This window comes from Micromonospora profundi (genome assembly GCF_011927785.1).
GTDB lineage: Bacteria > Actinomycetota > Actinomycetes > Mycobacteriales > Micromonosporaceae > Micromonospora > Micromonospora profundi.
This window is the reverse complement of record NZ_JAATJK010000001.1, coordinates 3,754,949-3,780,031: the sequence shown is the minus strand read 5'-3', so window position 1 is coordinate 3,780,031 and position 25,083 is coordinate 3,754,949. Positions and strand designations below refer to the sequence as shown.

At 72.0% G+C, this 25,083-nt stretch carries 24 protein-coding genes; 11 read left to right on the top strand and 13 right to left on the bottom strand.

Features of this window, described 5'->3' with window-relative positions:
- Nucleotides 1-72 precede the first annotated feature (72 nt).
- From F4558_RS16570 to F4558_RS16560, 3 genes are read right to left on the bottom strand one after another with little or no spacing between them, the layout of a single operon-like run.
- Nucleotides 73-390 carry an antibiotic biosynthesis monooxygenase family protein gene (locus tag F4558_RS16570; RefSeq protein WP_053653407.1) on the bottom strand — a complete coding sequence of 106 codons (318 nt, stop codon included), beginning with the start codon at nucleotides 388-390 and terminating at the stop codon, nucleotides 73-75.
- Between the two features lie 34 nt (nucleotides 391-424).
- A complete protein-coding gene (locus F4558_RS16565) occupies nucleotides 425-1,222 on the bottom strand; it encodes an exodeoxyribonuclease III (RefSeq protein ID WP_053653408.1) in 798 nt (265 codons plus the stop codon).
- 37 nt (nucleotides 1,223-1,259) lie between these two features.
- Complete coding sequence (locus tag F4558_RS16560) at nucleotides 1,260-2,180, bottom strand: proteasome assembly chaperone family protein (protein ID WP_053653409.1); 921 nt, start codon at nucleotides 2,178-2,180, stop codon at nucleotides 1,260-1,262.
- A gap of 399 nt (nucleotides 2,181-2,579) precedes the next feature.
- On the opposite strand from F4558_RS16560, the gene F4558_RS16555 reads away from it, so the two are divergent.
- From F4558_RS16555 to F4558_RS16545, 3 genes are all read left to right on the top strand, one after another.
- Entirely contained in the window at nucleotides 2,580-3,443 is an 864-nt protein-coding gene (locus tag F4558_RS16555; RefSeq protein WP_082377334.1) for a peptidase M23, read from the top strand.
- Nucleotides 3,444-3,551: 108 nt separating this feature from the next.
- Complete coding sequence (locus F4558_RS16550) at nucleotides 3,552-3,698, top strand: hypothetical protein (protein WP_167945039.1); 147 nt, start codon at nucleotides 3,552-3,554, stop codon at nucleotides 3,696-3,698.
- Between the two features lie 43 nt (nucleotides 3,699-3,741).
- The gene (locus F4558_RS16545; protein ID WP_053653410.1) at nucleotides 3,742-4,497 is read left to right on the top strand and encodes an EcsC family protein; all 756 of its coding nucleotides are present in this window, start codon (nucleotides 3,742-3,744) and stop codon (nucleotides 4,495-4,497) included.
- A 61-nt stretch (nucleotides 4,498-4,558) separates the two neighbouring features.
- On the opposite strand, the gene F4558_RS16540 is transcribed toward F4558_RS16545, so the two are convergent.
- Nucleotides 4,559-5,410 (bottom strand): GDSL-type esterase/lipase family protein, encoded by an 852-nt coding sequence (locus F4558_RS16540; RefSeq protein WP_053653411.1) that lies wholly within the window; start codon nucleotides 5,408-5,410, stop codon nucleotides 4,559-4,561.
- A gap of 194 nt (nucleotides 5,411-5,604) precedes the next feature.
- Between F4558_RS16540 and F4558_RS16535 the strand changes: the two genes are divergently transcribed.
- From F4558_RS16535 to F4558_RS16525, 3 genes are all read left to right on the top strand, one after another.
- Nucleotides 5,605-5,868 (top strand): DUF6343 family protein, encoded by a 264-nt coding sequence (locus F4558_RS16535; protein WP_053653412.1) that lies wholly within the window; start codon nucleotides 5,605-5,607, stop codon nucleotides 5,866-5,868.
- A 12-nt stretch (nucleotides 5,869-5,880) separates the two neighbouring features.
- Nucleotides 5,881-7,296 carry an NADP-dependent succinic semialdehyde dehydrogenase gene (locus F4558_RS16530; RefSeq protein WP_167945037.1) on the top strand — a complete coding sequence of 472 codons (1,416 nt, stop codon included), beginning with the start codon at nucleotides 5,881-5,883 and terminating at the stop codon, nucleotides 7,294-7,296.
- Between the two features lie 103 nt (nucleotides 7,297-7,399).
- The gene (locus F4558_RS16525; protein WP_167945035.1) at nucleotides 7,400-8,365 is read left to right on the top strand and encodes a TIGR03885 family FMN-dependent LLM class oxidoreductase; all 966 of its coding nucleotides are present in this window, start codon (nucleotides 7,400-7,402) and stop codon (nucleotides 8,363-8,365) included.
- Between the two features lie 103 nt (nucleotides 8,366-8,468).
- Here the strand turns inward: F4558_RS16525 and F4558_RS16520 are convergent, their stop codons facing one another.
- The 4 genes from F4558_RS16520 to F4558_RS16500 all read right to left on the bottom strand — a co-directional run bounded on the left by F4558_RS16520 (nucleotide 8,469) and on the right by F4558_RS16500 (nucleotide 13,833).
- Nucleotides 8,469-9,128 carry a GNAT family N-acetyltransferase gene (locus F4558_RS16520; protein WP_231639971.1) on the bottom strand — a complete coding sequence of 220 codons (660 nt, stop codon included), beginning with the start codon at nucleotides 9,126-9,128 and terminating at the stop codon, nucleotides 8,469-8,471.
- Between the two features lie 64 nt (nucleotides 9,129-9,192).
- Nucleotides 9,193-9,741: a YciI family protein gene (locus F4558_RS16510; RefSeq protein WP_053653415.1), complete on the bottom strand. Its 549-nt coding sequence runs from the start codon at nucleotides 9,739-9,741 to the stop codon at nucleotides 9,193-9,195.
- A 351-nt stretch (nucleotides 9,742-10,092) separates the two neighbouring features.
- Nucleotides 10,093-11,046 (bottom strand): hypothetical protein, encoded by a 954-nt coding sequence (locus F4558_RS16505; RefSeq protein ID WP_167945033.1) that lies wholly within the window; start codon nucleotides 11,044-11,046, stop codon nucleotides 10,093-10,095.
- A gap of 177 nt (nucleotides 11,047-11,223) precedes the next feature.
- Complete coding sequence (locus F4558_RS16500) at nucleotides 11,224-13,833, bottom strand: glycoside hydrolase family 9 protein (RefSeq protein ID WP_167945031.1); 2,610 nt, start codon at nucleotides 13,831-13,833, stop codon at nucleotides 11,224-11,226.
- Nucleotides 13,834-14,096: 263 nt separating this feature from the next.
- On the opposite strand from F4558_RS16500, the gene F4558_RS16495 reads away from it, so the two are divergent.
- A complete protein-coding gene (locus F4558_RS16495) occupies nucleotides 14,097-14,822 on the top strand; it encodes a PP2C family protein-serine/threonine phosphatase (protein ID WP_053653417.1) in 726 nt (241 codons plus the stop codon).
- 7 nt (nucleotides 14,823-14,829) lie between these two features.
- Here the strand turns inward: F4558_RS16495 and hrpB are convergent, their stop codons facing one another.
- The 3 genes from hrpB to F4558_RS16480 all read right to left on the bottom strand — a co-directional run bounded on the left by hrpB (nucleotide 14,830) and on the right by F4558_RS16480 (nucleotide 18,513).
- Entirely contained in the window at nucleotides 14,830-17,367 is a 2,538-nt protein-coding gene (hrpB, locus tag F4558_RS16490; protein ID WP_167947523.1) for an ATP-dependent helicase HrpB, read from the bottom strand.
- A gap of 81 nt (nucleotides 17,368-17,448) precedes the next feature.
- Nucleotides 17,449-17,649 carry a DUF397 domain-containing protein gene (locus F4558_RS16485; RefSeq protein ID WP_053653418.1) on the bottom strand — a complete coding sequence of 67 codons (201 nt, stop codon included), beginning with the start codon at nucleotides 17,647-17,649 and terminating at the stop codon, nucleotides 17,449-17,451.
- A 39-nt stretch (nucleotides 17,650-17,688) separates the two neighbouring features.
- Nucleotides 17,689-18,513, bottom strand: coding sequence for a helix-turn-helix domain-containing protein (locus F4558_RS16480; protein ID WP_312877439.1), 825 nt, complete (start codon nucleotides 18,511-18,513; stop codon nucleotides 17,689-17,691).
- A gap of 180 nt (nucleotides 18,514-18,693) precedes the next feature.
- Here F4558_RS16480 and F4558_RS16475 point away from each other — a divergent pair, with 180 nt between their 5' ends.
- The 3 genes from F4558_RS16475 to F4558_RS16465 are packed head-to-tail and all read left to right on the top strand — an operon-like array spanning nucleotide 18,694 to nucleotide 21,465.
- Complete coding sequence (locus tag F4558_RS16475; RefSeq protein ID WP_053653420.1) at nucleotides 18,694-19,320, top strand: GOLPH3/VPS74 family protein; 627 nt, start codon at nucleotides 18,694-18,696, stop codon at nucleotides 19,318-19,320.
- 43 nt (nucleotides 19,321-19,363) lie between these two features.
- Nucleotides 19,364-20,878: an APC family permease gene (locus tag F4558_RS16470; RefSeq protein ID WP_053653421.1), complete on the top strand. Its 1,515-nt coding sequence runs from the start codon at nucleotides 19,364-19,366 to the stop codon at nucleotides 20,876-20,878.
- Complete coding sequence (locus F4558_RS16465; protein ID WP_053653422.1) at nucleotides 20,875-21,465, top strand: GNAT family N-acetyltransferase; 591 nt, start codon at nucleotides 20,875-20,877, stop codon at nucleotides 21,463-21,465. The genes F4558_RS16470 and F4558_RS16465 overlap by 4 nt, the downstream gene beginning before the upstream one ends.
- 106 nt (nucleotides 21,466-21,571) lie before the next feature.
- Here F4558_RS16465 and F4558_RS16460 read toward each other — a convergent pair whose 3' ends face one another.
- Complete coding sequence (locus F4558_RS16460; protein WP_053653423.1) at nucleotides 21,572-22,408, bottom strand: SigB/SigF/SigG family RNA polymerase sigma factor; 837 nt, start codon at nucleotides 22,406-22,408, stop codon at nucleotides 21,572-21,574.
- A 378-nt stretch (nucleotides 22,409-22,786) separates the two neighbouring features.
- Between F4558_RS16460 and F4558_RS16455 the strand changes: the two genes are divergently transcribed.
- Nucleotides 22,787-23,536, top strand: coding sequence for a hypothetical protein (locus tag F4558_RS16455; protein ID WP_053653424.1), 750 nt, complete (start codon nucleotides 22,787-22,789; stop codon nucleotides 23,534-23,536).
- Here F4558_RS16455 and F4558_RS16450 read toward each other — a convergent pair.
- Nucleotides 23,485-25,074, bottom strand: a complete 1,590-nt coding sequence (locus F4558_RS16450; protein ID WP_167945027.1) for a phospholipase D family protein — start codon at nucleotides 25,072-25,074, stop codon at nucleotides 23,485-23,487. The two genes, F4558_RS16455 and F4558_RS16450, sit on opposite strands and share 52 nt — an antisense overlap.
- Nucleotides 25,075-25,083: the final 9 nt, after the last annotated feature.

The window sequence follows — 25,083 nt, the reverse complement described above, 5'->3', positions numbered from 1 at the left end:
GGGCGGGGTTCACGGAAACCGCGGTATCCCATAGCACCGGACACCCCGATCTCCGTGCACCCGCGCCCGGGGTCAGGGCTGGGGGACGTGCAGCGCCACCTCGAACTCCAGGAGGCTCGCGCCACTGGCGACCGGCGGGCGGGGCTTCTCGCCGGGGGTGGTGGCGTGCGCGGCACGGGACGGCCCGGCGGCCCACGCCTGGTACGCCTCTTCGCTCTCCCATTTGGTGTACACGAAATAGCGGGTCTCGCCTGCCACCGGCCGGAGCAGTTCGAAGCCGAGGAAGCCGGGGGAGTTCTCCACGGTGCCTGCGCGGGCGGCGAACCGCTTCTCCAGCTCCTCGCCAGCGCCAGGCGGAACGTCGATTGCGTTGATCTTCACGACTGCCATCTGCCCACCCTAGCCACCAGCAGGGGAGCGGGGCTCAGAACGTCTCGACCGCCGGAACGAGGTCGGCGTCCACGACGATCGGGGCATGGTCGGAGGGGCCCTTGCCCTTGCGGGCCTCCCGGTCGACGTACGCCGAGCGGACCGCGCGGGCGAACGGCGCGGACGCGTACACAAGGTCGATCCGCATGCCCTTGTTCTGGTGGAACATCCCGGCCCGGTAGTCCCAGTAGGTGAACGGGTGTGGCCCCTTCATCGGGGTCGGCACCACGTCGCTGAGCCCCAGGTCACGCAGGGCCGCGAGAGCCGCCCGCTCGGGCGGGGTGACGTGCGTGGAGTGGGTGAAGACCGCCGGGTCCCAGACGTCGGCGTCGGTCGGGGCGACGTTGAAGTCCCCGCAGACGGCGAGCGGGAGGCCGTCGGTCAGCTCCGCGTCCAGCGCGTCGCGCAGCGCCGCGAACCAGGCCAGCTTGTACGCGTAGTGCGGGTCGTCAGGCGTCCGGCCGTTCGGGACGTACACCGACCAGACCCGCACCCCGTCGCAGGTGGCGGAGACGGCCCGGGCCTCCGGTTCGGGGAAGCCCGGCTCGCCCGCGAACCCGACCCGGACGTCGGCCAGGCCGATCCGGGACAGGATCGCCACCCCGTTCCACCGGCCGTTGCTGTGGTTGGCCACGGTGTAGCCCAGGTCGCCGACCTCGGCCACCGGGAAGGCGTCGTCGGGGCACTTGGTCTCCTGCAGGCAGACGACGTCGGGGGCGGTGCCGGCCAGCCACTCCAACAGCCGGGGCAGGCGGGCCTTCACCGAGTTCACGTTCCAGGTCGCCAGACGCATGTCCCCAGCCTGCCCCATGCACCCCCGCGTCGCCGGGTCAGCCGCCCGGGGTGTCGCCGGGGCGTGTCTGCTCGGCCAGGAACCGTTCCAGCTCCGCGCCGAGTTCGTCGGCGGTGGGCAGCGGGCCGGCGTCCGGGGCGAGCAGGTTCTTCTCGCCGCGCCCGCGGGCAAACGCGTCGTACTGCTCCTCAAGGGCCTGGACCAGGGCGGCGGCGTCCTCGGTCTGGGCGACCTGCCTGTCGATCTCCACCCGGACCACCTCCGCGGCGGACCGCAGCCCATCGCCGGGCAGGAGCAGCCCGGTGCTGCGTGAGACCGAGGTGAGCAGCACCTCGGCGGCGGCCGGGTACTCCGTCTGGGCCACGTAGTGCGGCACGTGCGCGGCGAAGCCGAGCGCGTCGCGGCCCTGCTCGCCGAGGCGGAACTCCAGCAGATGACCGACGCTGCCGGGCACCTGGACCCGTTGCAGCCAGGGCTCGTACCCGGCGATCAGCTCCGGTCGGGTGGCGTGCGCGGTCACACCGGTCGGCCGGGTGTGCGGCACCGCCATCGGGATCGAGTTGAGCCCGACGGTGAGCCGTACGTCCAGCCGGGCGGCGAGCCCGGCGACCGCGGCGGTGAACCGTTCCCACTGAAGGTCCGGTTCGGGGCCGGTGAGCAGCAGGAAGGGCGTCTCGTCGTCGTCGTGCAGCAGGTGCAGCTCCAACGCGGGCGCGTCGAAGCTCTCCCAGTGGTCCTCGACGAAGGTCATCACCGGCCGGCGGGAGCGGTAGTCGAAGAGCTGGTCGACATCGAAGGTGGCGATCGGCCTGCTCTCCAGCGAGGTGAGCAGTTGCTCGCGGGCCAGCCGGCTGGCGTTGCCGGCGTCCACGAAGCCGGTGAGGGCCTGGATCAGGACCGGTTGCCCGAGGTCGGGCAGATCGTCGGTGAGCTGGTAGAGCTCATGTGGGTCGAGCACCGGTGCGGACCTCCCTGAAATGTGCCTACGGAATGCCGACGCGACGGACGGCACCCGGTTCGGGCAACGTACCCGCCATCCTTGTGCATTCCTTCGCCGGGCGATCCGTTGCCTGCCGGTGGGCACGATCGGACCAACCATCCCAATACGCCTTTCGGACGATGGATGGTTCGGCTCAAAGGCCGAGTTTGTCGATCATGCGGGTGCGGCTGGCCCGATGTCCGCGCCTGTCACCGCCTGTGCCGGCCTGCGTGCGACACCTGCTTCATCCGGTACGCGAGGTCCGTTCCCCGGGCGCGTCCGGCCGCCCCACTCGTCCACCAGGGCACCCCGAATCTGTGGCGAGGACCACGTGATCACCCTGCGTGATCGGGGAGGTCGTCTGCCTAGCCTCGGCTGATGCGTGACGACGGCACCCTCGACGACCCGAACGCCCCGAGCAGCCCCACTGCCGAAATGGAGGATGGCACCTCAGCCGAACGGACAACCCCCGCGAGTCGGCTCCGCGCGTACGCCCGCGACCTGACCGGCCGTCGCCGGGCACAGGTGGCGCTCGCCACCGGCGTGGTCTGCTGCCTCGGCCTGGCCGCCGTGGCCCAGGTCCGCGACGGGGACGCCGGCGTGGCGACCCGCGACGTGGCCAGCTCGGAGCTGGCGCAGCGCGCCGAGCAGCAGAGCGCCTCCCGTGGTCTCGACCGTTCGGCCGCGCCGACGGCCCCCGCCGCGACCTCCAGCGCGACCCCGTCGCCGTCCGCGACCACCGCCGACCCGGACACCACCGCGCGGGCGCGCAAGGTCGTCACGGCGAAGCCGACCGACCCGGCGCCGGTCGCCGGGCTGGACAAGGAGCAGATGGACAACGCCAAGGTGATCGTGCGGACCGGTCGCGACATGGGCATTCCGCGGCGTGGCCTGGTGATCGCGGTGGCCACCGCTATGCAGGAGAGCAACCTCTACAACGTCGCCAGCGGGGTCCTGCCCGAGTCGCGGAACTACCCGCACCAGGGTGTCGGCTGGGACCACGACTCGGTGGGGCTGTTCCAGCAGCGCTCCAGCAGCGGGTGGGGCCCGGTCGGCCGGTTGATGGACCCCGCGTTCGCCACCCGCCAGTTCCTCGCCGCGTTGCAACAGGTGCCCGGTTGGCAGCAGATGCGGCTCACCGACGCCGCCCAGGCGGTGCAGATCTCCGCCTATCCCGAGCACTACCAGCAGCACGAATGGCGGGCCACCCGGGTCGTCGACGCCATCGTTCCGGCCAGGTAGTAGCCTACCGACCACTGTGGATGGTGGGGTTGAACCTGTCGCGTCCCGGGTACAACCGTTGCGGGCACGGAGTACACATGACCCAGGCACCACCGACAGGAGGACGTCATGTCACTGATGCAGCGGATCAGCACCTTCTTGCGATCACCCAAGGGGCAGCAGCTGGTCGACAGGGGTCGGCGCGAGATGGCCAAGCCCGGCACCCAGCAGAAGCTCAAGGGGTTGGCGGCGCGGCTGTCCAACCGCCGCCGCTGACCGCAGCGGTCGTCCTGCCCGCCGTGACCCCTGGGGAGACCCGGTGACCGACACCCCACCCGTCGGCGGTCAGCCCGCCGTGCCCACCTCTGAGCCGTCCGCCGACACGCCGGAGGCGCCGCCAGCCGCGCCGGAAGGTCCGCCGGCGCGGCTGTGGGACCGGATGCGCGACGATCCGCAGTACGCCCCGGAGCACCTCGCCCTGGAGGCGGTGCGCCGACTCGGGCCGGAGGCCGCGCAGTGGGCCGCCCGGGCCCGTGCCGAGCACCCCGGCGTCTCGGCCGATGCCCTCGCCGACCAGGCTGCCCGCAAGTTCGTCAACCTGGCCCGCCTCTCCGGTGCGGTTTCCGGTGCGGCCGGGCTGCCCGGCGCCGTGCTCGACGTGGGCGTGCTGGCCTGGACCCAGGCGCGGATGGTGCTGCACATCGCCGCCGCGTACGAGGTGGATCCCCTGCACAACGACCGGGCCACCGACCTGCTCGTGCTGCAACGGGTGCACAAGGTCGCCGAGAGCGCCCGGCTGGCGCTCGGGGTGGCCGCAGGCCGGGAGCGCGCCGACGCGCTGTTCGGGCCCGGCGGCCAGCGTCCGCTCGGCCGGGTCATGCTGCAACTCGGCGTCCGGCTGGCGCAGATGGCCGGCGTCCGGGCGGCCAAGCGCATGGTCGCCAAGATCGTGCCGGGTGCGGCGATAGTCCTCGGCACCTGGGCCAACTCGTCCGCCACCAAGGACCTCGCGCAGCGATCCCGCGCGCTCTACGGTCAGCGCGGCGTCGCCGTTCCGGAGCCGCGCCGCCGGTGAGCCGCTGGCTGCTGGCCCGCTCGCCGGTGTGCCGCTGCCGGTGAGCCGCTACCGGGGTGGCTCAGCCGGCCAGGCCGGAGGCCCGCCAGGTCACCTCGGCGAGCCGGCCCTGCCCTGTGGCATTCGGGTGGAACCAGTCCAGCGGGTTGAGCAGGTCCAGGGTGAACCGCACCTTGTGCACCGCGCCGCCGTCGTGCCGGCACCGGGAGCCGTACGCCCGGCAGGCCGCCACCAACTGCGCGTTGTACGCCTCGATCCGCTCCCGTACTGCCGCCCGGCGGGCACGGTCGGCGGGTGCCGTCGACGTGGCGTCGGCCAGCAGGGCCGGGCAGATGCCCCGCCGCCACGCGCGTGTCGCCCGCGGGTCGTCGTGCCCGACCTCCCAGAGCCGGTACAGGTCGGGAATGCTCACCACGAGCACCCGCGCCTTCGGCCGGCCGGTCCGCAGCGCCCGCAGACCCCGATCGACGTCGGCCCGGAACTGCGCAACCGGGGTCATCGCGTCGACCCCGCCCCGGCAGATGTCGTTGGCGCCGATCAGCACCGTGACGTAGTCGACGCGGTCGCGTACCGCCGCTTGGGCTTGGCCTTCGAGGGCGTCGGCGCGGGCACCCGGCCGGGCATGGTTGTACGCCCGCCCGCGGATCTTGGGGTTCTGGTCGAGCAGCCGCCGGTAGTGGCTCTGCACCCGCAGCCCGTCGCCTGTCGACCAGGAGTTGCGCTCGCAGGAGGTGAGCACCAGGCAGGAGGCGAAACCGGCGGTTATCGAGTCGCCGAGTGCGGCGATGCCGCCCGGCCCGCCGGACTGCGGCGCGCTCTTCGTGGGACGGGGTGTCGCCGACGTGCCGCCTTCACAGGCCAGCGCGACGAGAGCCGCGAGGCAGGCCAGGGCGGCGACCCAGCGTCGAGGCATGACAACCCCCGTCTCGCAGCACAGAGCGACAGCGCGGTAACTCTATGCGCAGGGCGTGGTGCGGAGGGAACATGCTGTCGGATATGTGGCGAAGTGGCGGCGGCGAGGCTGCTGGGATGCTATGGCGGCGCCAGCCGGCCAGCGCGGCGTCCGGCGCCCGGTTAACGCTCCGGATCGAGGGTAGATCGTGAGGTATGACGAGATCGCAGCCCCGGCGTGCCCGTGGCACGGTCGGCCATGCTTACAGCGCGTTGAACCTTCGCCTCACCCTGGCCAGCTTCGGGCTGGTGATCATGGTGCTCTTCGCGGTCCTGGCGTTCTGGGCCGGGATCGCCTGGCTCGGCGTCGTCTGCGCGATCTTCGCGGTTGTCGCAGTGGTCGACCTGGTCGTGATCCAGCGCCGTCGCGCCGCCCGCCGCCGCGAGGAGCCGGGCGTACGACACTCGCTGTTCGAGTGACAGGAGGACGACATGCCCCACATCGCCACCACCAACCCCACCACCGGACAGGTGCTCAAGACCTACGAGGCGATGTCCACCGAGCAGATCGACGAGGCCATCGAACGCACCGACCTCGCGTACCAGCAGCTGCGCGGAACCACCGTCGACAAGCGTGCCCGTTGGATGAGGGCGGCCGCCGACCTGCTGGACGCCGAGCGGGACGAGATCGCCCGGATCATGACCACCGAAATGGGCAAGACGTACGTCGCGGCGCAGGCCGAGGTGACCAAGTGCGCCACGGCCGCCCGCTTCTACGCCGACAAGGCGCCCGCGTTCCTCGCCGACGAGCCGGCCGACTCCAGCGCGGTCAAGGCCACCAGGGCGTTCATCCGCTACCAGCCGATCGGCGTGGTACTCGCGGTGATGCCGTGGAACTTCCCGCTCTGGCAGGTGATGCGCTTCGCCGCCCCGGCGCTGATGGCCGGCAACACCGGCCTGCTCAAGCACGCCTCCAACGTGCCGCAGACCGCGCTGCTGCTGGAGGACGTGTTCCGCCGCGCCGGGTTCCCCGAGGGGGCGTTCACCACCCTGCTGGTCGGCTCGGAGGCCGTCGAACGGATCCTCGCCGACCCCCGGGTACGCGCCGCCACCCTCACCGGCAGCGAGGCCGCAGGCCGTTCCATCGCCCAGATCGCCGGCCGGGAGCTGAAGAAGACAGTCCTGGAACTCGGCGGCAGCGACCCGTTCGTGGTGATGCCCTCGGCCGACGTCGACCGGGCGGCCGAGGTCGCCACCACCGCCCGCTGCCAGAACAACGGCCAGTCCTGCATCGCCGCGAAACGCTTCATCGTGCACACCGACGTCTTCGACGCGTTCGCCGAGAAGTTCGCCGCTAACATGGCCGCGCTGCGCGTCGGCGACCCCATGGACCCGGACACCGACGTGGGTCCGCTGGCAAGCGAGCGCGGTCGGGACGAGGTGCACGCCCAGGTACGCGACGCGGCCGACAACGGCGCCACCATCCTCTGCGGCGGGGAGCTGCCGGCGGGCGACGGATGGTTCTACCCACCGACGGTGGTCACCGACCTCACCCCGCAGATGCGCATGTGGTCCGAGGAGGTCTTCGGCCCGGCCGCCGGCCTGTACCGGGTGTCCTCGTACGAGGAGGCCATCGAGGTCGCCAACGGCACCAGCTTCGGGCTCGGCTCGAACGCCTGGACCCGGGACAAGGCCGAGCAGGAACGCTTCGCCACCGACCTGGACGCCGGCAACGTCTTCATCAACGGCATGACCACGTCCTATCCGGAGCTGCCGTTCGGCGGCGTGAAGAACTCCGGCTACGGCCGGGAGCTGTCCGCTCTGGGCATGCGGGAGTTCTGCAACACCAAGACGGTCTGGGTGGGCGAGGGCGCGGCCTCCGCGGGCGCCGGCGCGCACGCCGAGTAGCTCGCCGCCTGCAAGGAAGGGCCCCCTGTTAACGCCACGGCGTTAACAGGGGGCCCTTCCTTGCAGGCATCAGGCGGTGCGAGCCTGGGTAGGAAGAGCCGGCATGACGTCGTTCGCTTTCCACGCCTCGCATGAACAGATCGGTCCGCGCGCCCTGCTGGAGTCGGTGATCCACGCCGAACGGGCCGGCTTCGACGCCGCCATGTGCTCCGACCACTTCGCGCCGTGGAGCGCCCGGCAGGGCGAGTCAGGCTTCGCCTGGTCCTGGCTCGGCGCCGCCCTGCAGGCCACCGGCCTGTCCTTCGGCGTGGTCAACGCGCCCGGCCAGCGCTACCACCCGGCGATCATCGCGCAGGCGATCGGCACCCTGGGCACGATGTACCCGGGCCGGTTCTGGGCAGCGCTGGGCACCGGCGAGGCATGCAACGAACACATCACCGGGGACGGGTGGCCGCGCAAGGACATCCGCACGGCCCGGTTGCGTGAGTGCGTGGACGTGATCCGCGCGCTGCTGGCCGGTGAGGAGGTCAGCCACGACGGCCTGGTCCGGGTGGACCGCGCCCGACTGTGGACCCGCCCCGAGCAGCCGCCCGCTCTCGTCGGTGCGGCAGTCAGCGTCGCCACCGCCCGGTGGTGCGCCGAGTGGGCCGACGGGCTGATCACCGTGAACGCGCCGGTCAAGCACCTGCGCGAGATGATCGACGCGTACCGGGGCGCCGGCGGGCGGGGGCCACTGCACCTCCAGGTGCACGTCTCCTGGGCGCCGGAGCAGGAGCAGGCGGAGGCGATCGCGTACGACCAGTGGCGTAGCAACGTCTTCGCCCCGCCGGTCTGCTGGGACCTGGACTCACCCGAGCACTTCGACGTCGTCTCGGCCGACGTGCCGCTCGAACGGGTCGCCGAGGTGGTGAACATCTCCGCCGATCTGGGCCGGCACGTCGGGTGGCTCGAGGAGTACCTGGAGTTGGGCTTCGACCAGATCGCACTGCACCACGTCGGGCAGGAGCAGCGCGGGTTCATCGACACGTTCGGCGCGGAGGTGCTGCCGAAGCTGCGCACCAACGGCTGATCGGGCTCGACCCAGTGGCCCGTACCCTCTGGGAAGCCTGCCGCCGGTCGCGGCTCGGTGCGGGAAACCCGCTTCAGGCGCGGCGGTTTGACCTCGGAGGCGCTCAGTCGAGCCGGCGGACGAGGACTTGCCCGGGCCACGGGTCGAGTCCCGGTCGGGTGACAGTGAACGAGTCGGTCGCGGTGAAACCGCAGCCCTCGTAGAAGCGGACCAACGCCCGGTCGTCGCCGCCGTAGCAGTCCACCCGCAGCAGCCCCAGCCCACGCGACCGGGCCAGGTCGGCGGCGTGCTCCAGCAGCCGCGCCCCGATCCCCAGGCCGGTGTGCTCCCGGTCGGTGACCAGTAGCCGCACGTAGAGTTCCGGCTCGGTGGCCGGTGGTACGTAGTCGCTTGCGGCGCCGACGACCAGCGCACCGACCGGGCGGTCGCCGAACATCGCCAGGTAGAGGCCGCCACCGGAGGCCCAGTCGTCGGCCTGGGCGATCCGGCGCGGATCGGTCGACGGGCGTGCGGTGCCCCACTGACCGGTGCGGCCACGCGCGACCAGCCAGGCGGTGGCACCGTCGAGCAGCCGCAGCACGGCCCCGGTGTCCTCGGGCCCGCCGGGGCGAATGGCGATGGTCTGTTGACTGGGCATGCCCGCCATGGTGCTACACCAGGGGCGGGTGGCCAATGCCCACCGGGTCAACGCCGGGCTGACCAGGCCCACCACGGCGAAGAGCCCTCCGAGGGCCAGCCAGCCGGCCACACCGCCGTCGAGCACCGCAATCGCTGGCGCACAGCCGCCGTGACATAGCCCTGTTGCGGCGCCCGACCCCGGTCCCGTCTCAGTTCGGGCGCCCACCGAACCGCCACTGATGTACCTCGATTCCGGCGTATCGGTCAGCGGAGAGTACTTCCCGCGCGGCGTCCGCGTCGGGCGCCTCCAGCAGAACTGCCGCCCCGAGCACCAGGGAACCGTCATCGGACAGGAGCGGTCCGCTGGCGATCAGCTCATCGCGGATCGGCGGGTCGGCGGCGTCCGCCGCAGGCTCCAACGTGAACCCGAGGACGAGGAAACGGTGGTAGTCAGGCTGGCCGGCGTTGAAGTCCCACATCCGGCGACCCAGGGAGTTGTGCCACCGCCGCAGCAGCACGTCGCGGTAGGCGCCAGCCTGGTAGCCGGGTTCATCGAACGCGAAGGCGCGGGCAGCGGTGGGATCTGGCAGATCGAGGATGTGCACGCTGCCGGTCAGAGTTCCGTCGCTGGTGAAGGTGGGACCGCGGGCGATCATCGTCGCTGCGAATCGATCCATGTAGGACCAGTGCTGCTCCACCATCCGGCTCCGCAGCGGTGTCGAACCGGGGCGATCGCGGTGGTAGCAGAAGAATTCCATGGGCCGAGCGTCGCCGAGGCCCCTGACGCACGCAAGGAGATTGCTGTGCAGTTCGGGCTTGCCCGCCCAACCCCGGGCCGCCGCACGGGCGGAAGGGGTTGAACCGCTGCGGATCTTGGACAGTTTCCGTTCCATCCGGACGGTAATTGTCCAAGATCTCGCGTTTCAGGCGCGGTGGACTACCTGACTGATCGACGGTCCCGTTGCTGCTGGCGCCGGTAACTGGGTTGGGATCCGACTGACGGGCACCGGCCTGGTGGCGCAGTTCCTACTCATATGGCGGTTCGGCGACGACGGGGGAGTCCGTGGCTGACCGCGCCGAACAGTTGGCCGCTACTCGGGAATGTCGGCTCAGCGCGCTCCGCTGTCGACGAGGCGTTCGGTGGCGAGGCAGGAGACGAGGCAGCGTTCCTTGGCGTCGCCGCTCAACCGGGCGGTCCAGTCGGTGAGGCCGCCATCGCCGACCTCCAGCCCGCCGCCCCGCACTGTGATCCGGATGGCGCAACCGGTGTAGTAGCTCCGGCCGCGTCGCCGCTCCGGCTCGTCCACGAGCGGCACCAAGGGCTGGCCGAGGGCCTGCGCGTCGCCCGCCGACGCGGCGTTTCCGTCCAGTGCCGGTCGGACGGTGTCGGCCAAGCGCTCCCGGATGACCTCGTCGTCGAAGACAGTGATGTGCAGTTGGGGTACGGCCGCTGGTGCCAGGTCGGCGAGGACTGTCCGCCAGTAGGTGAGGTGCCGGATCAGCAGCCGTGCCTGCGTGCTGCCCGAGCCGGCGTCGCGTGCGCTGGAGACCAGGGCGAAGAGCCGGAAGTGCGCCGACGCGCCGCCGCCGAAGTCCTGTGCCCGCAGCACCCGGTGGGCGGCGGCGAGGTGCACCTCGCCGCCCCGGCGGCGACGTAGGGCCGCCTCGATCGCGAGGGCGTTCGTGGGATCGCTCAGGACCTCGCTGGCGCGCATGGTGGTGACGATCCTGTTCTGGCTGACAGGTGCGACCGCCGTGCAGGTGCCCACCGGTACGACCGGCGACAGCTCCACTCCGCAGACGTCGGCCGGTAGCAGTTGCCACATCCGCGCTTCGAGCTGAGCGAGCGCGCGGGGGTCGGCGCGGGCCGGGCGGACGAAGCGGTCCTCGCGCCAGCGGCGGACCACGTCGGCCGGGTGCACGGTGGCCGCGCGGTCGCGGGCCACGCCCAGCAGCAGGGTACGCAGGTCCGCACCGGACAGGCCGGTCAGCGCGGCCCGCGTCCCGGCCGGCACCGCCGCCCACACTCGGCGTTCGGCGTCGGTCAGCTCGTGGCCGTCCATGGCCACCACCATCGGGTACGCCGTCGGCAGAGGTCCACCGGATTTGGTGAATCGCTCACGTCATCGGGGCTCGAAAGCGTCGCAGGAGCCACAGGGGAGCGGCAGTGCCCGAGGCTCGCGGTGCGGGGCTGGTGGCCGCCCGGGGAGCGGCCACCAGCCGTACCGATCAGGTCAGGGTCAGCTCAGTGAGCAGGCCCCGCCGTTGACGGTGACCAGGCCCGGGTTGGGGTTGGCCCCGCCCGATGTGGTCGCGTTGAAGCCGAACGTCACAGTGCCGCCGGGAGCAATCTTGGCGTTGTGCGACTCGTCCTTCGCGGTCACCGTCGCGCCGGCCTGGGTGACCTTTGCCAGCCACGCCTCACGGATACGCTGGTCGCCGGTGAACGCGAACCGCACGCTCCAGCCGTTGACCGCCGTGGTGCCGGTGTTCTTGATGGTCAACTGCGCGGTGAATCCGGTGCCGCCCTGCCAGGTGCCGTAGTTGCTGTAGCTCACCGAGCACGTGGTGGCCGGCACCGCACCGGCGTCGCCCTGGTCGGCAAGGAACGAGGAGATCCACGCCAGCGCCGAGTTCCAGTTGATCGCCACCTCGTTCGTGGAGTACGAGTTGATGTCGTCGACGTAGCAGAACATCGGCTCGCAGCCGGCGAGCAACTTCGCCACGAACGGGTCCTGGAGGGCCGCGTTCGGGCCACCGGCGATGGAGCCGGCGGGCGGTCGGGGCATGCTGGGGTCGAGCTGGTGGCCGAAGATCCGGCTGTGCTGGTTCTGGGCGGCGTGCTCGCCCCAGCCGGTGACGTAGGAGATGTTCAGGGCGTTGCGACCGAAGATGTAGTCCATGGCCTGCACGGCACCGTCGCGGTAGACGGGGTTGCGGGTCAGGTCGAACGCGGTGGCCAGCACCACGGCGTTGTTGATGACGTTGCTGTTGCCGCCCCAGAAGTAGCTGTTGGCGTCACCGGGCATCGGCAGCCCGTACGCCTGCCGGCGCAGCTCGGCGAGGTACGCGTCGGCGGCGGCGGTGACCGAGGCGCGGATCCGGGTCACGTCGGCGGTGGGCAGCCCGTTGGGCACTGTGGCCAGGTCGAGGCGGCCCAGCGCGGCGACGCTCTGCCAGCCGAAGCCACGGCTGTCGAACACGTCCCCGGTGTGGTGCGGCGAGGCGGTCAGGTCGGTCAGGTAGGTCTGCGCCCCGGTGGTGAGGTACAGCTCGGCCGCCGCCCAGTAGAACTCGTCGGTGACGTTGCTGTCGTCGTACGCGCCGCCGCCCGTGCCGTCGGTCGGGCTGGCGTACACCGCAGGGTGTGCCTTGGCGGCGCTGTAGGCCGTCTTCGCGGCAGTGCCGCAGCGGGCCGCGAACGCCGCGTCGTAGGGGGCGTAGAGCCGCGCGCACTGGGCGGCGGTGGCGGCGAGGTTGAGGGTGGCAGCCGTCGACGGCGCGTGCAGCTCGCGCGGCTGCGGGTCGTCCTCCGGGGCGAGCGGCAGGCCCGTCCAGTTCCGGTCGTGGATCTTGTGGTGGACCATTCCGGCGAGCGGCTTTCCGGCGGGGACCTGCATGCGCAGCAGGAACTCCAGCTCCCAGCGGGCCTCGTCGAGGATGTCCGGCACGGCGTTGCCGCGCTCGGGCACCCGCAGCGTGCTGTCTGCCAGCGCGGCGCCGCCGGCCGCGGTGGCCGCCGTCTTGGTCCGCTCGAAGGTGTTCAGCAGCTGGTAGGTGGCGATGCCGCCGTTGACCACGTACTTGCCGTGGTCGCCGGCGTCGTACCAGCCGCCGCGCACGTCCAGCGAGTAGTCGCAGACGCCCGGCTGGCACGGCACGTTGGTGTCGCCCTGGTTGGGGGCCACGTCGAGGTGACCGGCGGGGCGGGCGTACTCGTCGCCGATCAGGTCGCCGTCGATGGCGATGCCGCTGCGCTGGGCGTAGAAGAACTGCAGCGAGTCGGAGCGCAGCTGGTTGTAGAGGGTGCCGGAGATGTCGAACGGGTGGCTGGTCTCACCGTCCACGGTGAGCGTCAGCCCGCTGCCGGGCGTGCGGTAGCTGGAGAAGTCGAGGGTCTGCACGTTCTGCCCGGAGGCTTCGTCGACGCCCCGCGCTGTGGTGGTGCCGCTGGCCAGGACGGCGCCGGCGGCCGAGCGCAGCTGCCACGGCAGCGGCTCGGTGGCCTCCGTGACCACTGTGGCGTTCTTCGGCCCGCCGGGCAGGTAGCCGACCTGGTTGACGCGTACCCGTGGCCCGGTGTCCGGCACGTACGGCTCAGGGGGTTCGCCGCCGCGCAGCGACACGTCGTCGAGGCAGACTGTCTGCGCCGCGGCGCTGCCGCCGACCTGGAAGATCAGCTGGGCACCGGAGTTGTCGTCCGGGACGGTGAAGGTCTGCTCGAACCGCTGGGCGGTGCCGGTGGCGGCGGCGTCCACTGCGGCGTAGGTCGTGTAGGGGGCGCTGCCGAGTTGCAACACCGCCTTGACGGCGGTGCCGGGAGTGGCGGAGATGTCGAAGCCGAGGGTGTATTCGGCGCCGGCGATGAGCGGCACGCCGTCCTGGCCGATGCCGGCGTCCCACGGGTTGGCAAGCCCACCGGGGACGGTGGTGCAGAGCCGGCCGTCGGTCACCGTGAGCGCGTCGGTGCCGTAGGAGAACCAGGGGCTCACACCGGCGCTGAAGTCGCCGTTCTCGATCTGTTCGGGGGCATCCGGGGGTGGGGCGGCGTAGGCCGCGCCGGCACCCGCGCCGGTGAGGGCCAGTGTGGTCGCCGCAGCCAGTAGGAGGCGGCGTCGGTGTGGCGTCACGGGGGAGTCCTTCCGGGACGGGAAGTGAGGCAGGTGGTGGTGGCAAAACCTGGGAGCGCTCCCAGGTATCGGCTCGATGTTTCCAGTGGCGCTACCTCCTGTCAATTGATCCGACTGGATGGGTTGTCGCGTTCGACGAGGGCGGCAGGAGAGGCCGGGCGGGCGCGAAACGACGGCGCGCGAACGTGAGATTCACCGCGCCACGCACCGTCGTCCTGATCTCCTAGAGACAACTGCGCCCTTCGCCTGGCAGGCTGCCACCCATGACCCTGAAGCTGCGTTCCGTGGGAACGAGCGACCGTGGGCTGATCCGCAGCGGAAACCAGGACGCCCTGCACGCCGGCACCTGGCTCGTCGCCGTCGCCGACGGTATGGGCGGAATGGCCGCCGGTGACCTGGCCAGCGCGCTCACCATCGACGCGGTCGCTCCGCTGGACGTGGAGACACCCGAGGACGCCCTGGTGGCCGCGCTCGAAGGCGGCATCGCGCTGGCCACCGCCCGGATCAGTGCGGCTGTCGCCGAGGACCCGGAGCGCCAGGGCATGGGCACCACCCTGACCGCCCTGCTCTTCGCCCGTACCGGCACCTGCCTGGCCCTGGCACACATCGGCGACTCGCGGGCCTACCTGTTCCGCGAGGGTGTGCTCAAACAGGTCACCCGCGACGACACCTTCGTCCAGATGCTTGTCGACCAGGGTGTGATCACCGCCGACCAGGCCAGCAGCCACCCACGCCGGGCGGTCGTCACCCAGGCGTTGCAGGGCGAGGACGTGAACCCGTCGTACGCGACGATGGTGCCCCGCGCCGGCGACCGGTGGCTGCTGTGCAGCGACGGCCTCTCCAACGTCGTCCGCCCGGACACCCTCGCCGAGGTGCTCACCACCTATCCGGACCGGGACGCCTGCGCCGGCAAGCTCATCGACCTGGCGCTGCACGCGGGCGCGCCGGACAACGTCACAGTGGTGGTGGCCGACGTCGTCGAGGAATAGCGGGCCGTCAGCGCCGCCGGGGCGCGGCACGCCGGGTGGGTGTCGCGGTGCCCGGGTCCTCCGGCCACGGGTGGCGCGGATAACGTCCCCGCAACTCCGAGCGGACCTGCGGATAGCCCGTCCGCCAGAACGACGCCAGGTCGGCGGTGACCGCCACCGGCCGGCCCGCCGGGGAGAGCAGGTGCAGCAGCACCGGCACCCGGCCACCGGCGACGCGCGGGGCCACCGGCCAGCCGAACGTCTCCTGGAGTTTCACCGCCAGCACCGGCGCCGCCGGGTCGGCGTAGTCCACCCGGATCCGTGACCCGCTGGGCACCTCGATGCGCTCCGGGGCCAACTCGTCCAGCCGGGCGGCCTGCGCCCAGGGCAGCAGACGGCGCAGCGCCGAGGTCACGTCGACCCGACCCAGGTCGGCGCGTCGCCGGGCGGCGGCGAGTTCCGGGCCGAGCCAGGTCGGCGCGGCGGCGACAAGCGCCTCGTCGCCGACGTCCGGCCACTCGTCGCCGAGGTGGTGCCTGCAGAACGCCATCCGCTCGCGCAGTGCCCGCGCCGCCGGCGTCCAGGGCAGCAGCCCCAACCCCTCCTGGCCCAGACCGGCAAGCAACGCCGCCGCCACGTCCGCCCGGTCCGGGCGGTCCAGCCGACGCGCCACCAGCTCGATCGCGCCCAGCCGGGTCACCTCCCGGGCCACCACGTCCCCGTCGGCCCAGCCGACCTCCCTCCGCGTGGACAGCAGCGGGCCGGCGGCCTCGCGGGCGGTCGCCTCGTCCAGTGGGACGGCCCGGCGGATCCGCGCCGACGGAGCGCCGGGGGAGCGGTCCGCGACGGCCACCGCCAGCCAGTCGGACCCGGTCAACCCCGACCCGACCGCCAGCTCCGCGGCGGTGCCACCCGTCATGAGGTACGCCGACCCGCCCGGCCGCCGCACCCGCGCCAACCGCTCGGGGTACGCGAGACCGACAAGCAGCCCGGCGGCTAGATCGTCGGTGAGCTCTGCCGAGCCGGCCCGCCCCTGCCGAGGGGCGTAGGAGGGCAGCGCGGCGCGCAGCCGGCGTACCTCGGTGCGCCAACGCGCCGTGGCGCCCGCGTCGACCCCGCCGCGCAGCCGTCGCCAGCCGGCCACCAGGTCGTCGCCCGGGCCGGCCGCGCTGTCCTCGGCGAGCACTGCCACCACCTCGGCCGCCCGGTCGGCGCCGACCCGACCGGCGCCGTCGAGCAGCGCGCGGGCCAGCCGTGGGTGCGCGCCGGCAGCGGCGATGGCCCGCCCCCGCGCGGTGATCCGACCGTCCGCGTCGATCGCGCCCAACGTCTGCAGGGTGTCCCGGGCCACCGCCATGGCGGCGGCCGGCGGCGGGTCGGGCAGCGCGAGTCCGACCCCGTCGGGCCGGCCCCAGGCGGCCAGCTCCAGTGCGAACCCGGTCAGGTCGGCGGTGGCGATCTCCGGCTCCGGCCGGGCGGGCAGACGCTCGTGGGTGGCCTCCGACCAGCAGCGGTAGACGTACCCCGGTGCCTCCCGGCCGGCTCGCCCGGCGCGCTGGGTGGCGGCGGCCCGGGAGACCGGCACGGTGACCAGCGCGCCCAGTCCACGGGCCAGGTCGATGCGCGGCACCCGGGACAGTCCCGCGTCCACCACCACCCGCACGCCCGGCACGGTGAGGCTGGTCTCGGCGAGCGCGGTCGCCAGCACCACGCGCCGCCCGCCGTCGGAAGCGCCGCCCCGGGGCCGCAGGGCCGCGTCCTGCTCGGCGGCTCGCTGACGACCGTGCAGCGGCAGCAGCGCGACTGTGCCCCGAAGGTCGGCGAGCCGGCCGGTGACAGCGGCGATCTCACCGGCGCCCGGCAGGAACACCAGGACGTCACCCTCGTGCTCGCGCAGTGCCCGGCGAACGGTGGCCGCCACGTGGTCGAGCAGCGCGCGGTCCACAGGCCCGGCTCCGGGAGGCGCTATCGGCCGGGTCGGCGGCGCCCAGATCCGTCGTACCGGATGCAGCGCCGACTCGGCACGGACCACCGGGGCCGCGCTGGTGCCGCCGAGCAGCGCGGCGAACCGGTCGGTGTCCGGGGTGGCGGACATGGCCAGGAGCCACAGGTCCGGCCGGAGGGCGGCCCGCGCCTCCACAGTGAAGGCCAGCGCGAGGTCGGCGTCGAGCTGTCGCTCGTGGCACTCGTCGAGCAGCACGGCGCCCGTGCCGGGCAACTCCGGATCGTGGTGCAGCCGGCGGACCAGCAGGCCGGTGGTGACCACTTCGATCCGTGTGGCAGGGCCGACCCGGCGCTCACCGCGTACCGCGTAGCCGACGCGCTCACCCACGCGCTCACCGAGCAGCTCGGCCATCCGGCGGGCCGCGGCGCGCGCCGCCACCCGGCGTGGTTGCGCGATGACCACCCGCCCGTCGACCCGGTCGGCCACGGCCAGCGGGGCGAGGGTCGTCTTACCGGTACCCGGCGGGGCCACCAGGACCGCGGCGCCGGCCGCGTCGAGCGCGGCCGTCAGCGCCGGCAGCGCCGGGCGTACCGGCAGGTCCAGGGTTACGTCGGAGAGCACGGCCCAGTCTCGCACCGGCTCCACGGGCTCAGCCGTCGCACCGGCTCCACGGGCTCAGCCGTCGCACCGGCTCGGGAGGGCTCAGCCTCTCTGGTCCTCGCCGAGACTCCGCAGGAAGAGGCGCCAGGTTGTCGGGCCGAAGGCGAGCACCGGTCCGGAGCGGTCCTTGCTGTCCCGGACGGCGACCTGACCGTCGACTGTCGCGACCTCCACGCAGTTTCCGTTGCCACTGCTGCGCGTGCTGGTGCGCCAGTCCGCCCGGGTCAGGTCGAGCGCCGTCATCCGCCGTACCTCTCGTCTGTCGGCGTGCCACAGATGCGGTCACGCAAAGTTACGAGAAGCCTCCTCGAGACGGGTCATCGATGTCCCCGGATCGAGTGCCATCCGGCACAGCTCCTCGTGCAGAAGGCTATACCCGTGCACATGATCGGCATCCTCCAGAGCCAGCCCGACCGTGAGGTTATCCAGGTAAACCACTGAAGCGTCGGCGGCGTCGGCGAAGTTGAGGATCACGTACGGGGTGCTCATCGCCGGGTGCCCGCCGGCCGCGAACGGAAGTACCTGGATTGTCACGTTGGGTAGCTGGGCGATCTGGATCATGTGAGCCAGTTGTTCGGCCATCACCGTCGGGCCGCCGACCGGGCGCAGCAGCACCGCCTCGTTGAGCACCACCGACAGTTCGACGGGCTCGTCGCGGCGCAGCACCCCCTGCCGGTGCAGCCGGGCCGCGACCTTGCGCTCCAGGCCGTCCTCGCCAGCGGTGCGGCGGAAGATGGCCCGGGCGTACGCCTCGGTCTGCAACAGGCCGGGAACCGACTCGGCCTCGTACGTGCGCAGTGCCGCCGCCTCGGCCTCCAGCCCGACGTAGAACTCGAACCACTCCGGCAGCACGTCGCTGTAGTTCTGCCACCAGCCGCGTTGCTGTGCGCCCCGGGCGATCTCGATGAGTGCCTCGGCGTCCGCTCCGGTGACCGCGTAGAGGGCGAGTGCCGCCCGGACGTCGCGGGGCTTGATGCCGATCTGCGCGTTCTCGATCCGCGAGAGGTTGCTCTTGGACATGTCGAGTTGGCGGGCGGCCACATCAAGTGTCATTCCCGCGCGTTCCCGAAGCTGGCGGAGCTCCCGGGCGATGCGTCGACGGCGCACTGTGGGGCTGGCGGCGGGCCGGAGAGGACGGGTGGTGGTCACCCTCCGAGTCTGACACGACAAGATCCGCAGGTCGCGAGTGCACGGAGTGCAACTTTCAAATCTGGGAGTTGCATTGCGGTAGCTGTGGGTGCATCCTTTCCCGGTCGCGAACACTGTGGACGCCGTGCGGGAGGGCCGTTGCTCATCGCTGACGAGTTCTTCCTCATCGCTCACAACGACAGTCGTGGCAAGGCCAAGCTCCATCCGGCGGCGACCGGGCTCGGCCTGGCCGGTGGGCTGCTCGGCGAGCTGATCCTCTATGGACACATCACCGTCTCCGGCGGGCAGGTCGCCGTCCTCGACCGACGTCCACCAGCCGACGCGCTGGCGCACACAGTGCTCGACCAGTTGATCGGCGAGTCCCAGCACCACGCCGTCACCACCTGGCTCAGCTTCCTGGCGCAGAGCGCGACGACCTCGGTGGGCGAGCGGCTGGCCCGGGCGGGTGTGATGCGCCGCCAGGAGAGCCGCCGGTTGCTGCGTACCACTGTCAGCTACCTGCCCGTGGACCTCAACGCCGTGGCGTGGCCGGCCACGCGGCTGCGGGCCCTGCTGGACCGCCCGGAACCGCCGAGCGTGCCGGACGCGCTGCTACTCGGCCTGGTCGTGGCCGCCGGACTGACCCGCGAGGTGCTGTGGAGCGCCGGACCGCGCGCGCACCACCGGTTGAGCGTCCTCATCCCCGCGCTTCCGGCACCTCTGAAGGAACTCGTCGGGCACACCGAAGCGGCCGTCGGCGCCGCCGTGCTGCGCGGCGTTCCGTGACCCCCCGGTAACCCCCAACCCTCTCGACATCCGGAGTAGTCGTATGCCATCGACAGGCGACAGACCCAGCAACGTCTCCGAAGCCCTCGCCCGAGGCCGCCTCGGCATCCCGTCGGTCATCTTCTTCGTGCTCTCCGCCGCCGCGCCGCTGACAGTGGTGGCCGGCGTCGTCACCACCGGGTACGGCGTCATCGGCGTGACCGGCATCCCGCTGGCCTTCCTGCTGATCGCGGCGGTGCTCGCCCTGTTCTCGGTGGGCTACGTGGCGATGTCCCGCCGCGTGGAGAACGCCGGCGCGTTCTACGCCTACATTTCCCGTGGCCTGGGCCGCCCGGCCGGCGTGGGGGCGGCCTGGATGGCACTCGTGGCGTACAACGCGCTCCAGGTCGGGCTCTACGGCACCATCGGCGTCGCCGCCGAGCCGGTCCTCGACCGGATCTTCGGTGGGCACCCGCACTGGTCGATCGTCGCCCTCGTGGCGTGGGCGATTGTCGGCCTGCTCGGCCTGCTCCGGGTGGACATCAACGGCCTGGTGCTGGCGGCGTTGCTTGTCGCCGAGATCGTGATCGTCCTGATCTTCGATCTCGGCCAGCTCGGCAACCCGGCCGGCGGCGAGGTCAACTTCGCCGGGTTCTCGCCGGACAACCTCTTCGTGCCCGGCGTGGGCGCGGTGCTGGTGCTGGCCATCCTCGGATTCGTCGGTTTCGAGTCCGCCGTGGTGTTCAGCGAGGAGAGCAAGGACCCGAAGCGCACGGTGCCGCTGGCGACGTACCTGTCGGTGGCCATCGTCGCCGCCCTGTACGCGCTGTCCTCCTGGTCCATGACCGTCGCGGTCGGGTCGGACCGGATCGTCGCGGAGGCCGGCGAGCAGAGCGTCGGGCTGATCTTCAACCTGGCCGCCGCGCAGCTGGGCGACACCGCTGTCACCATCGGCCAGGTGCTCTTCCTGACCTCGGTGCTGGCCGCGATGATCTCGTTCCACAACACCACGGCCCGGTACACGTTCGCGCTGGGCCGGGAGCGGGTGCTGCCGGCGGTGTTCGGGCGTACCTCACCGCGCAGCGGCGCGCCCCGGGCCGCCTCGCTGGCGCAGAGCGCTCTGGGCCTGCTGGTCATCGTTCTCTACGCCGTCAACGGCTGGGATCCGGTGGTCAAGCTGTTCTTCTGGGTCGGCACCAGCGGTGGCTTCGGCGTGCTTCTGTTGATCGCCACCACCTCGGTGGCCGTGATCGCCTACTTCGCCCGCTACGGCGGTGACGAGACGCTGTGGCGGCGGGCCATCGCTCCCGGCCTGGCCACCCTCGCGCTCGTCGTGATCATCTGGCTGGCCGTGTCGAACTTCGCCAACCTGCTCGGTGTCGCACCGGACTCCAACCTGCGCTGGATGCTGCCGGCCGTCTACCCGGTGGCGGCCGCGCTGGGCATCGGGTGGGCGCTGCTGTTGCGCCGCAACCGTCCGGACACGTACGCCCGGATCGGCCTCGGCGCGGCGAGCGCCGCCGCTGCCGCGCGACAGGCGGAGCAGCGGTCGGCGCCGCTGGGCGCGGAGATCCGATGAGCGCGGCCATCGAGCGGCTCGGGCCGGAGGACACAGCCCTGGTGGCCGGCCGGATCGCCGGGGCGTTCACCGCCCTGGAGGTGACCAGGTGGCTGGTCCCGGACGCGAGCAAGCGGGAGTCCGTGCTGGCCGGGGACTTCGAGATCATGGTCGACCACGCGATGCGGCACGGCCTGGTGTACGGAACCGCCGACCGGTCCGCTGTCGCGGTCTGGTTTCCGTCGGTCGGTGAGCCGGCCCCGCCGCCGCCGGACTACGACGCCCGGCTGGCAGCCGCCTGCGGGGAGTGGACCGACCGTTTCCAACACCTCGACGAGCTGTTCGCGGCGAACCACCCCCATGACGACCACCATCACCTGGCCTTCCTGGCGGTCGAGCCGGACCGGCAGGGGCACGGGTTGGGCACCGCGCTGCTGAAGCACCACCACGCCTGGCTGGACGCCAACGACATGCCGGCCTACCTGGAGGCGAGCGACCCCCGCAGCCGGGACCTGTACGCCCGGAACGGCTACCGGGCGCGCGAGCCGTTCCGGGTGCCGGACGGCACGCCGTTCTGGCCGATGTGGCGGGAGCCGGCAGGGCGCTGACGACACCGGCCGGGCCGCTGCCCTTCGGGGGAGCGACCCGGCCGGTACGCCGATGTCACATGCGTGAGGGCCGGGTCCGTGGACCCGGCCCTCACGCATGAACCGATCAGTACGTGCCGTCGAGCTGGCCGCGCAGCTTGGTCAGCGCCCGGGCCAGCAGCCGGGAGACGTGCATCTGCGAGACGCCGATCTGGTCGGCGATCTGCGACTGGGTCAGGTTGCCGTAGAACCGCAGGGTGAGGATCTTCTGCTCCCGCTCGTCGAGCGTGGCAAGCGCGGGGCCGAGGGCGACGCGCAGCTCGGCCAGCTCGAACTCGCTGTCCTCGCCGCCGAGCATGTCGCCCAGCTCGGTGGCCCGGTCGCCGTCGCCGGTCGGGGTGGACAGGGACACCGCGTTGTACGCGCGGGCACCCTCCAGGCCCTCCAGGACCTCTTCCTCGGTGAGCTTGAGGTGGGCGGCGATGTCGGCAACCGTCGGCGAGCGGCCGAGGGTCTGCAGGAGCGAGCTGTTGGCGTCGGAGATGGCCAGCCGCAGCTCCTGGAGGCGACGCGGCACCCGGATGTCCCAGGTGCGGTCGCGGAAGTGCCGCTTCAGCTCACCGATGATGGTGGGGATCGCGTAGCCGGCGAAGTCGACGCCGCGGGACGGGTCGAACTTGTCGATGGCCTTGATGAGGCCGACGGCGGCGGTCTGCGCCAGGTCGTCGGTCGGCTCGCCCCGCCCGCTGTAGCGGTGGGCGAGGTGGTTGGCCAGTGGCAGCCAGGCCTCGATCGCGCGGTCGCGCAGTGCGGCGCGCGACGGGTGGTTGGCCGGCAGCGCGGCCATGGCGTTGAGCAGATCGGCGGCGCTGTCGGTGAGCGCACGCGGGTCGAGCTTCGTGGTGGTGCTCGTCTGCGCGGCAGCGGTGGTGCTCGGCTGCTCGGTGATCGTTGGCGCGGTCATGGGTGGTCCTCCCTGCACCTCGTCCGCGGATAAAAGACGTGACGCTTTGGTTTAGCTTCGAATGGGCCGTTCGGGACTCACCTTAGCCTGATCGGCTCCCGGAAATCCAGCCGAAAGGCTGATGTACTTAAGGTGTGTTGGACCACAAATCGGGTGCAAGCGGACAAGGGTTTGCACTGCCATGACGTCTCTTACCCCGAAACTCGGAGGATGTGCCGGGGGCTAGCCGTCCCGTTCCTGCCCGCTCGGCCGGTTCGTCGGGCCCGCCGAACGGTCAACATGGAATCCGACATCCGGGCGGGAGTGTCGCCTATCCGTCGTTGTCCCGTCGACGGGACTGGCCGTAGCGTCGGTGTACCTATCCGGTTCGGAGGCACCGTGCTCGATCCAGCCGCTCCCCACCTCGTCGTGAACAGCCGCACGCTCTTCTTCAGCTGGGTGCCGGCGGACCCGGACGCGGTCGCCGCCCTGGTTCCGGCCGGGCTGCGCCCACGCCCCGACCGCCAAGTGTTCCTCAACCAGTACGTCGTCGACGACGAGACGCAGACCTCAGGCTTCGGTGCCTACTCGCTGACGTACCTCGGTGTCTCGCTGATGGACGTCGACGCCCCCGGCGGGCTCAGCCCGGGAGGCTGGTGGACGCACTACGTGGCCTCCAGCCGGGTGGTCCGGGACTACGCCACCGCGCGCGGCGCCCCGACATTCGCCGGCCAGACCCGGATCGAGGCGGACGGCGAGGCACTGTTCTCCGAGACGGAGATCGACGGGACGCCGCTGGTCCGAGCACGTTGCCGGGTGGGGCAGACCGGCCACCTCATCAGCAGTGGACATCACCGCTACTTCACCAACCGTAACGGTCAACTCCTCAGCTCCGTCTACCCGTACGTGGCGGAGCCCGTCGCGCCGTTCGAGATCGAGTCGGTGGAGTTCCTGCCCGGGCACCCCATGTACGCGCTGCGCCCGGCCAACCCGCTGATCATCGGCTTCGGTTACTACTCGCCCCGCTCATCGTTCGCCTACCCCGGCGGGCTCACCGTCTACCCGGGCGGCGGCATGCCCGAGCCGGCGCGGCAGGTTCACCAGGTGCCGGCGAGCCTGGCCCGCAGCGGCCTGCCGTCGGGGTCGTAGACCAGGCGGTACACGGGCAACGCCCAGGCGCGGGTGTACCACGGCAGGCGCTCCGGGCGGTGTGGGCGCAGCCGGCCGGGCGGCCGATCGCCCACCTGGCCGTCGTCGTACCACCGTTGAAGCGCGTCGGCAGCGGCCGTGACGGCCGCGACGGCGGCCGCCGGGTCGAGCAGGTCGGCGTCGTCAGCGCCGTCCGCGTCGCGGTCCAGGTGCTCGCGCCACAGACGCAGCCGCAGGTCCCGGGCGAACACCCGCGCCCCGTCACCTCGGCCCGCCGGGTCGGTGGGCTTCCGTCCGTCGCGCGTGTCGTCGAGCACCGCGCAGGACAGCTCGCTGTCGTGCGTCCAGGACCGCCTGTTGAAGTTGTCGCTGCCGACGCTTGCCCAGACGTCGTCGACCACGCAGACCTTCGCGTGCACGTAGACCGGGCCGCCGTCGTGGTTCTCCACGTCGAACACGTGCACCCGGTCCGGAGCGGCGCGCTCGCACAGCGACAGTGCCTGCTCCCGGCCGACCATGTTCGGTGGCAGCGCCAGGGTGCCGTCCACGTCCGGATGCCGGGGCACCACGGCCACCAGGTGCAACTCGGGGTTGTCCCGCAGTGCCTGTGCGAAGAGGTTCGCCACCTCGGTCGACCAGAGGTACTGATCTTCCAGGTAGATGAGCCGGCGGGCGCGGCGTACCGCCTTGGTGTAGCCCCGGGCCACCGTGCGCTCGCCGTCGGGCGCGAAGGAGTAGCGCGGCCGGACCGCAGGGTAGGTGCGCAGCACCTGGATCTGGTGCGGCCCGCACTCGGGCGGGTCGGGCGGCTGCGCGGGCAGCGGATCCGGGCGCAGGTCCGCGCCGCGCAGCCGGTCCCGCAGGTACGCCATCGGGTTCTCCGAGTCCAGCGGCATCGGGTCGGTCCAGCGCTCCCGGAACAGGGTGTCCAGCGCGCCGACCACCGGGCCGCGCACCGCGAGCTGCACGTCGTGCCAGGGTGGGCGGGGGCCGTAGCGGGGGGACATCAGCACCGGCTGCGGATCGCCGTGGTGCGCCGCGTCGTCTCGGCGGCTGTGGCACAGGTCGATGCCACCGGCGAACGCGATGTCGCGCTCCGGGGCGTCCGGGTGCCGCAGCACCACGAGCTTCTGGTGGTGCGAGCCGCCGCGCCGGACCCGCTGGTCAAGCAGGACCTCGCCGCCGGCCGCGGAGACCGCCTCGCTGAGGGTGCGGTTCTCCGCCTCGCTGTAGGCAAGCACGTCGAGGTGTGAACGCCAGATCAGCCCCTTGACCACCACGCCGCGCTGGGCGGCCTGGGCGAAGAGTTGAGCCACAGTCGGGCCGCCCGGACGCAGCAGCTGGTCCGGGTCGCCCCGCCAGTCGGTGAAGAACAGATGGTCACCGGTGGTCAGGGCCTGCACCTCGTCGACGAGCCTGTCGAAGTACGCGACACCGTGAATCAGCGGCTCAGCGAGGTTTCCCGTGGTCCAGACGGGTAACTCAGAGACCGGGTTGGCACGTTCCTGCGCGGTGAGGAACCAGTCCTGCAACGGCACGGTCCAGCC

Excerpts from the sequence above, each read along its gene's own strand:
- F4558_RS16555 (WP_082377334.1), top strand. The coding sequence starts at position 2,580 with ATGCGTGACGACGGCACCCTCGACGACCCGAACGCCCCGAGCAGCCCC.
- F4558_RS16465 (WP_053653422.1), top strand. The coding sequence starts at position 20,875 with ATGAGCGCGGCCATCGAGCGGCTCGGGCCGGAGGACACAGCCCTGGTG.
- F4558_RS16570 (WP_053653407.1), bottom strand. The coding sequence starts at position 390 with ATGGCAGTCGTGAAGATCAACGCAATCGACGTTCCGCCTGGCGCTGGC.
- F4558_RS16535 (WP_053653412.1), top strand. The coding sequence starts at position 5,605 with ATGACGAGATCGCAGCCCCGGCGTGCCCGTGGCACGGTCGGCCATGCT.
- F4558_RS16530 (WP_167945037.1), top strand. The coding sequence starts at position 5,881 with ATGCCCCACATCGCCACCACCAACCCCACCACCGGACAGGTGCTCAAG.
- F4558_RS16470 (WP_053653421.1), top strand. The coding sequence starts at position 19,364 with ATGCCATCGACAGGCGACAGACCCAGCAACGTCTCCGAAGCCCTCGCC.
- F4558_RS16540 (WP_053653411.1), bottom strand. The coding sequence starts at position 5,410 with ATGCCTCGACGCTGGGTCGCCGCCCTGGCCTGCCTCGCGGCTCTCGTC.
- F4558_RS16485 (WP_053653418.1), bottom strand. The coding sequence starts at position 17,649 with ATGACGGCGCTCGACCTGACCCGGGCGGACTGGCGCACCAGCACGCGC.
- F4558_RS16565 (WP_053653408.1), bottom strand. The coding sequence starts at position 1,222 with ATGCGTCTGGCGACCTGGAACGTGAACTCGGTGAAGGCCCGCCTGCCC.
- F4558_RS16505 (WP_167945033.1), bottom strand. The coding sequence starts at position 11,046 with ATGGACGGCCACGAGCTGACCGACGCCGAACGCCGAGTGTGGGCGGCG.
- F4558_RS16510 (WP_053653415.1), bottom strand. The coding sequence starts at position 9,741 with ATGGAATTCTTCTGCTACCACCGCGATCGCCCCGGTTCGACACCGCTG.
- F4558_RS16525 (WP_167945035.1), top strand. The coding sequence starts at position 7,400 with ATGACGTCGTTCGCTTTCCACGCCTCGCATGAACAGATCGGTCCGCGC.
- F4558_RS16550 (WP_167945039.1), top strand. The coding sequence starts at position 3,552 with ATGTCACTGATGCAGCGGATCAGCACCTTCTTGCGATCACCCAAGGGG.
- F4558_RS16495 (WP_053653417.1), top strand. The coding sequence starts at position 14,097 with ATGACCCTGAAGCTGCGTTCCGTGGGAACGAGCGACCGTGGGCTGATC.
- F4558_RS16460 (WP_053653423.1), bottom strand. The coding sequence starts at position 22,408 with ATGACCGCGCCAACGATCACCGAGCAGCCGAGCACCACCGCTGCCGCG.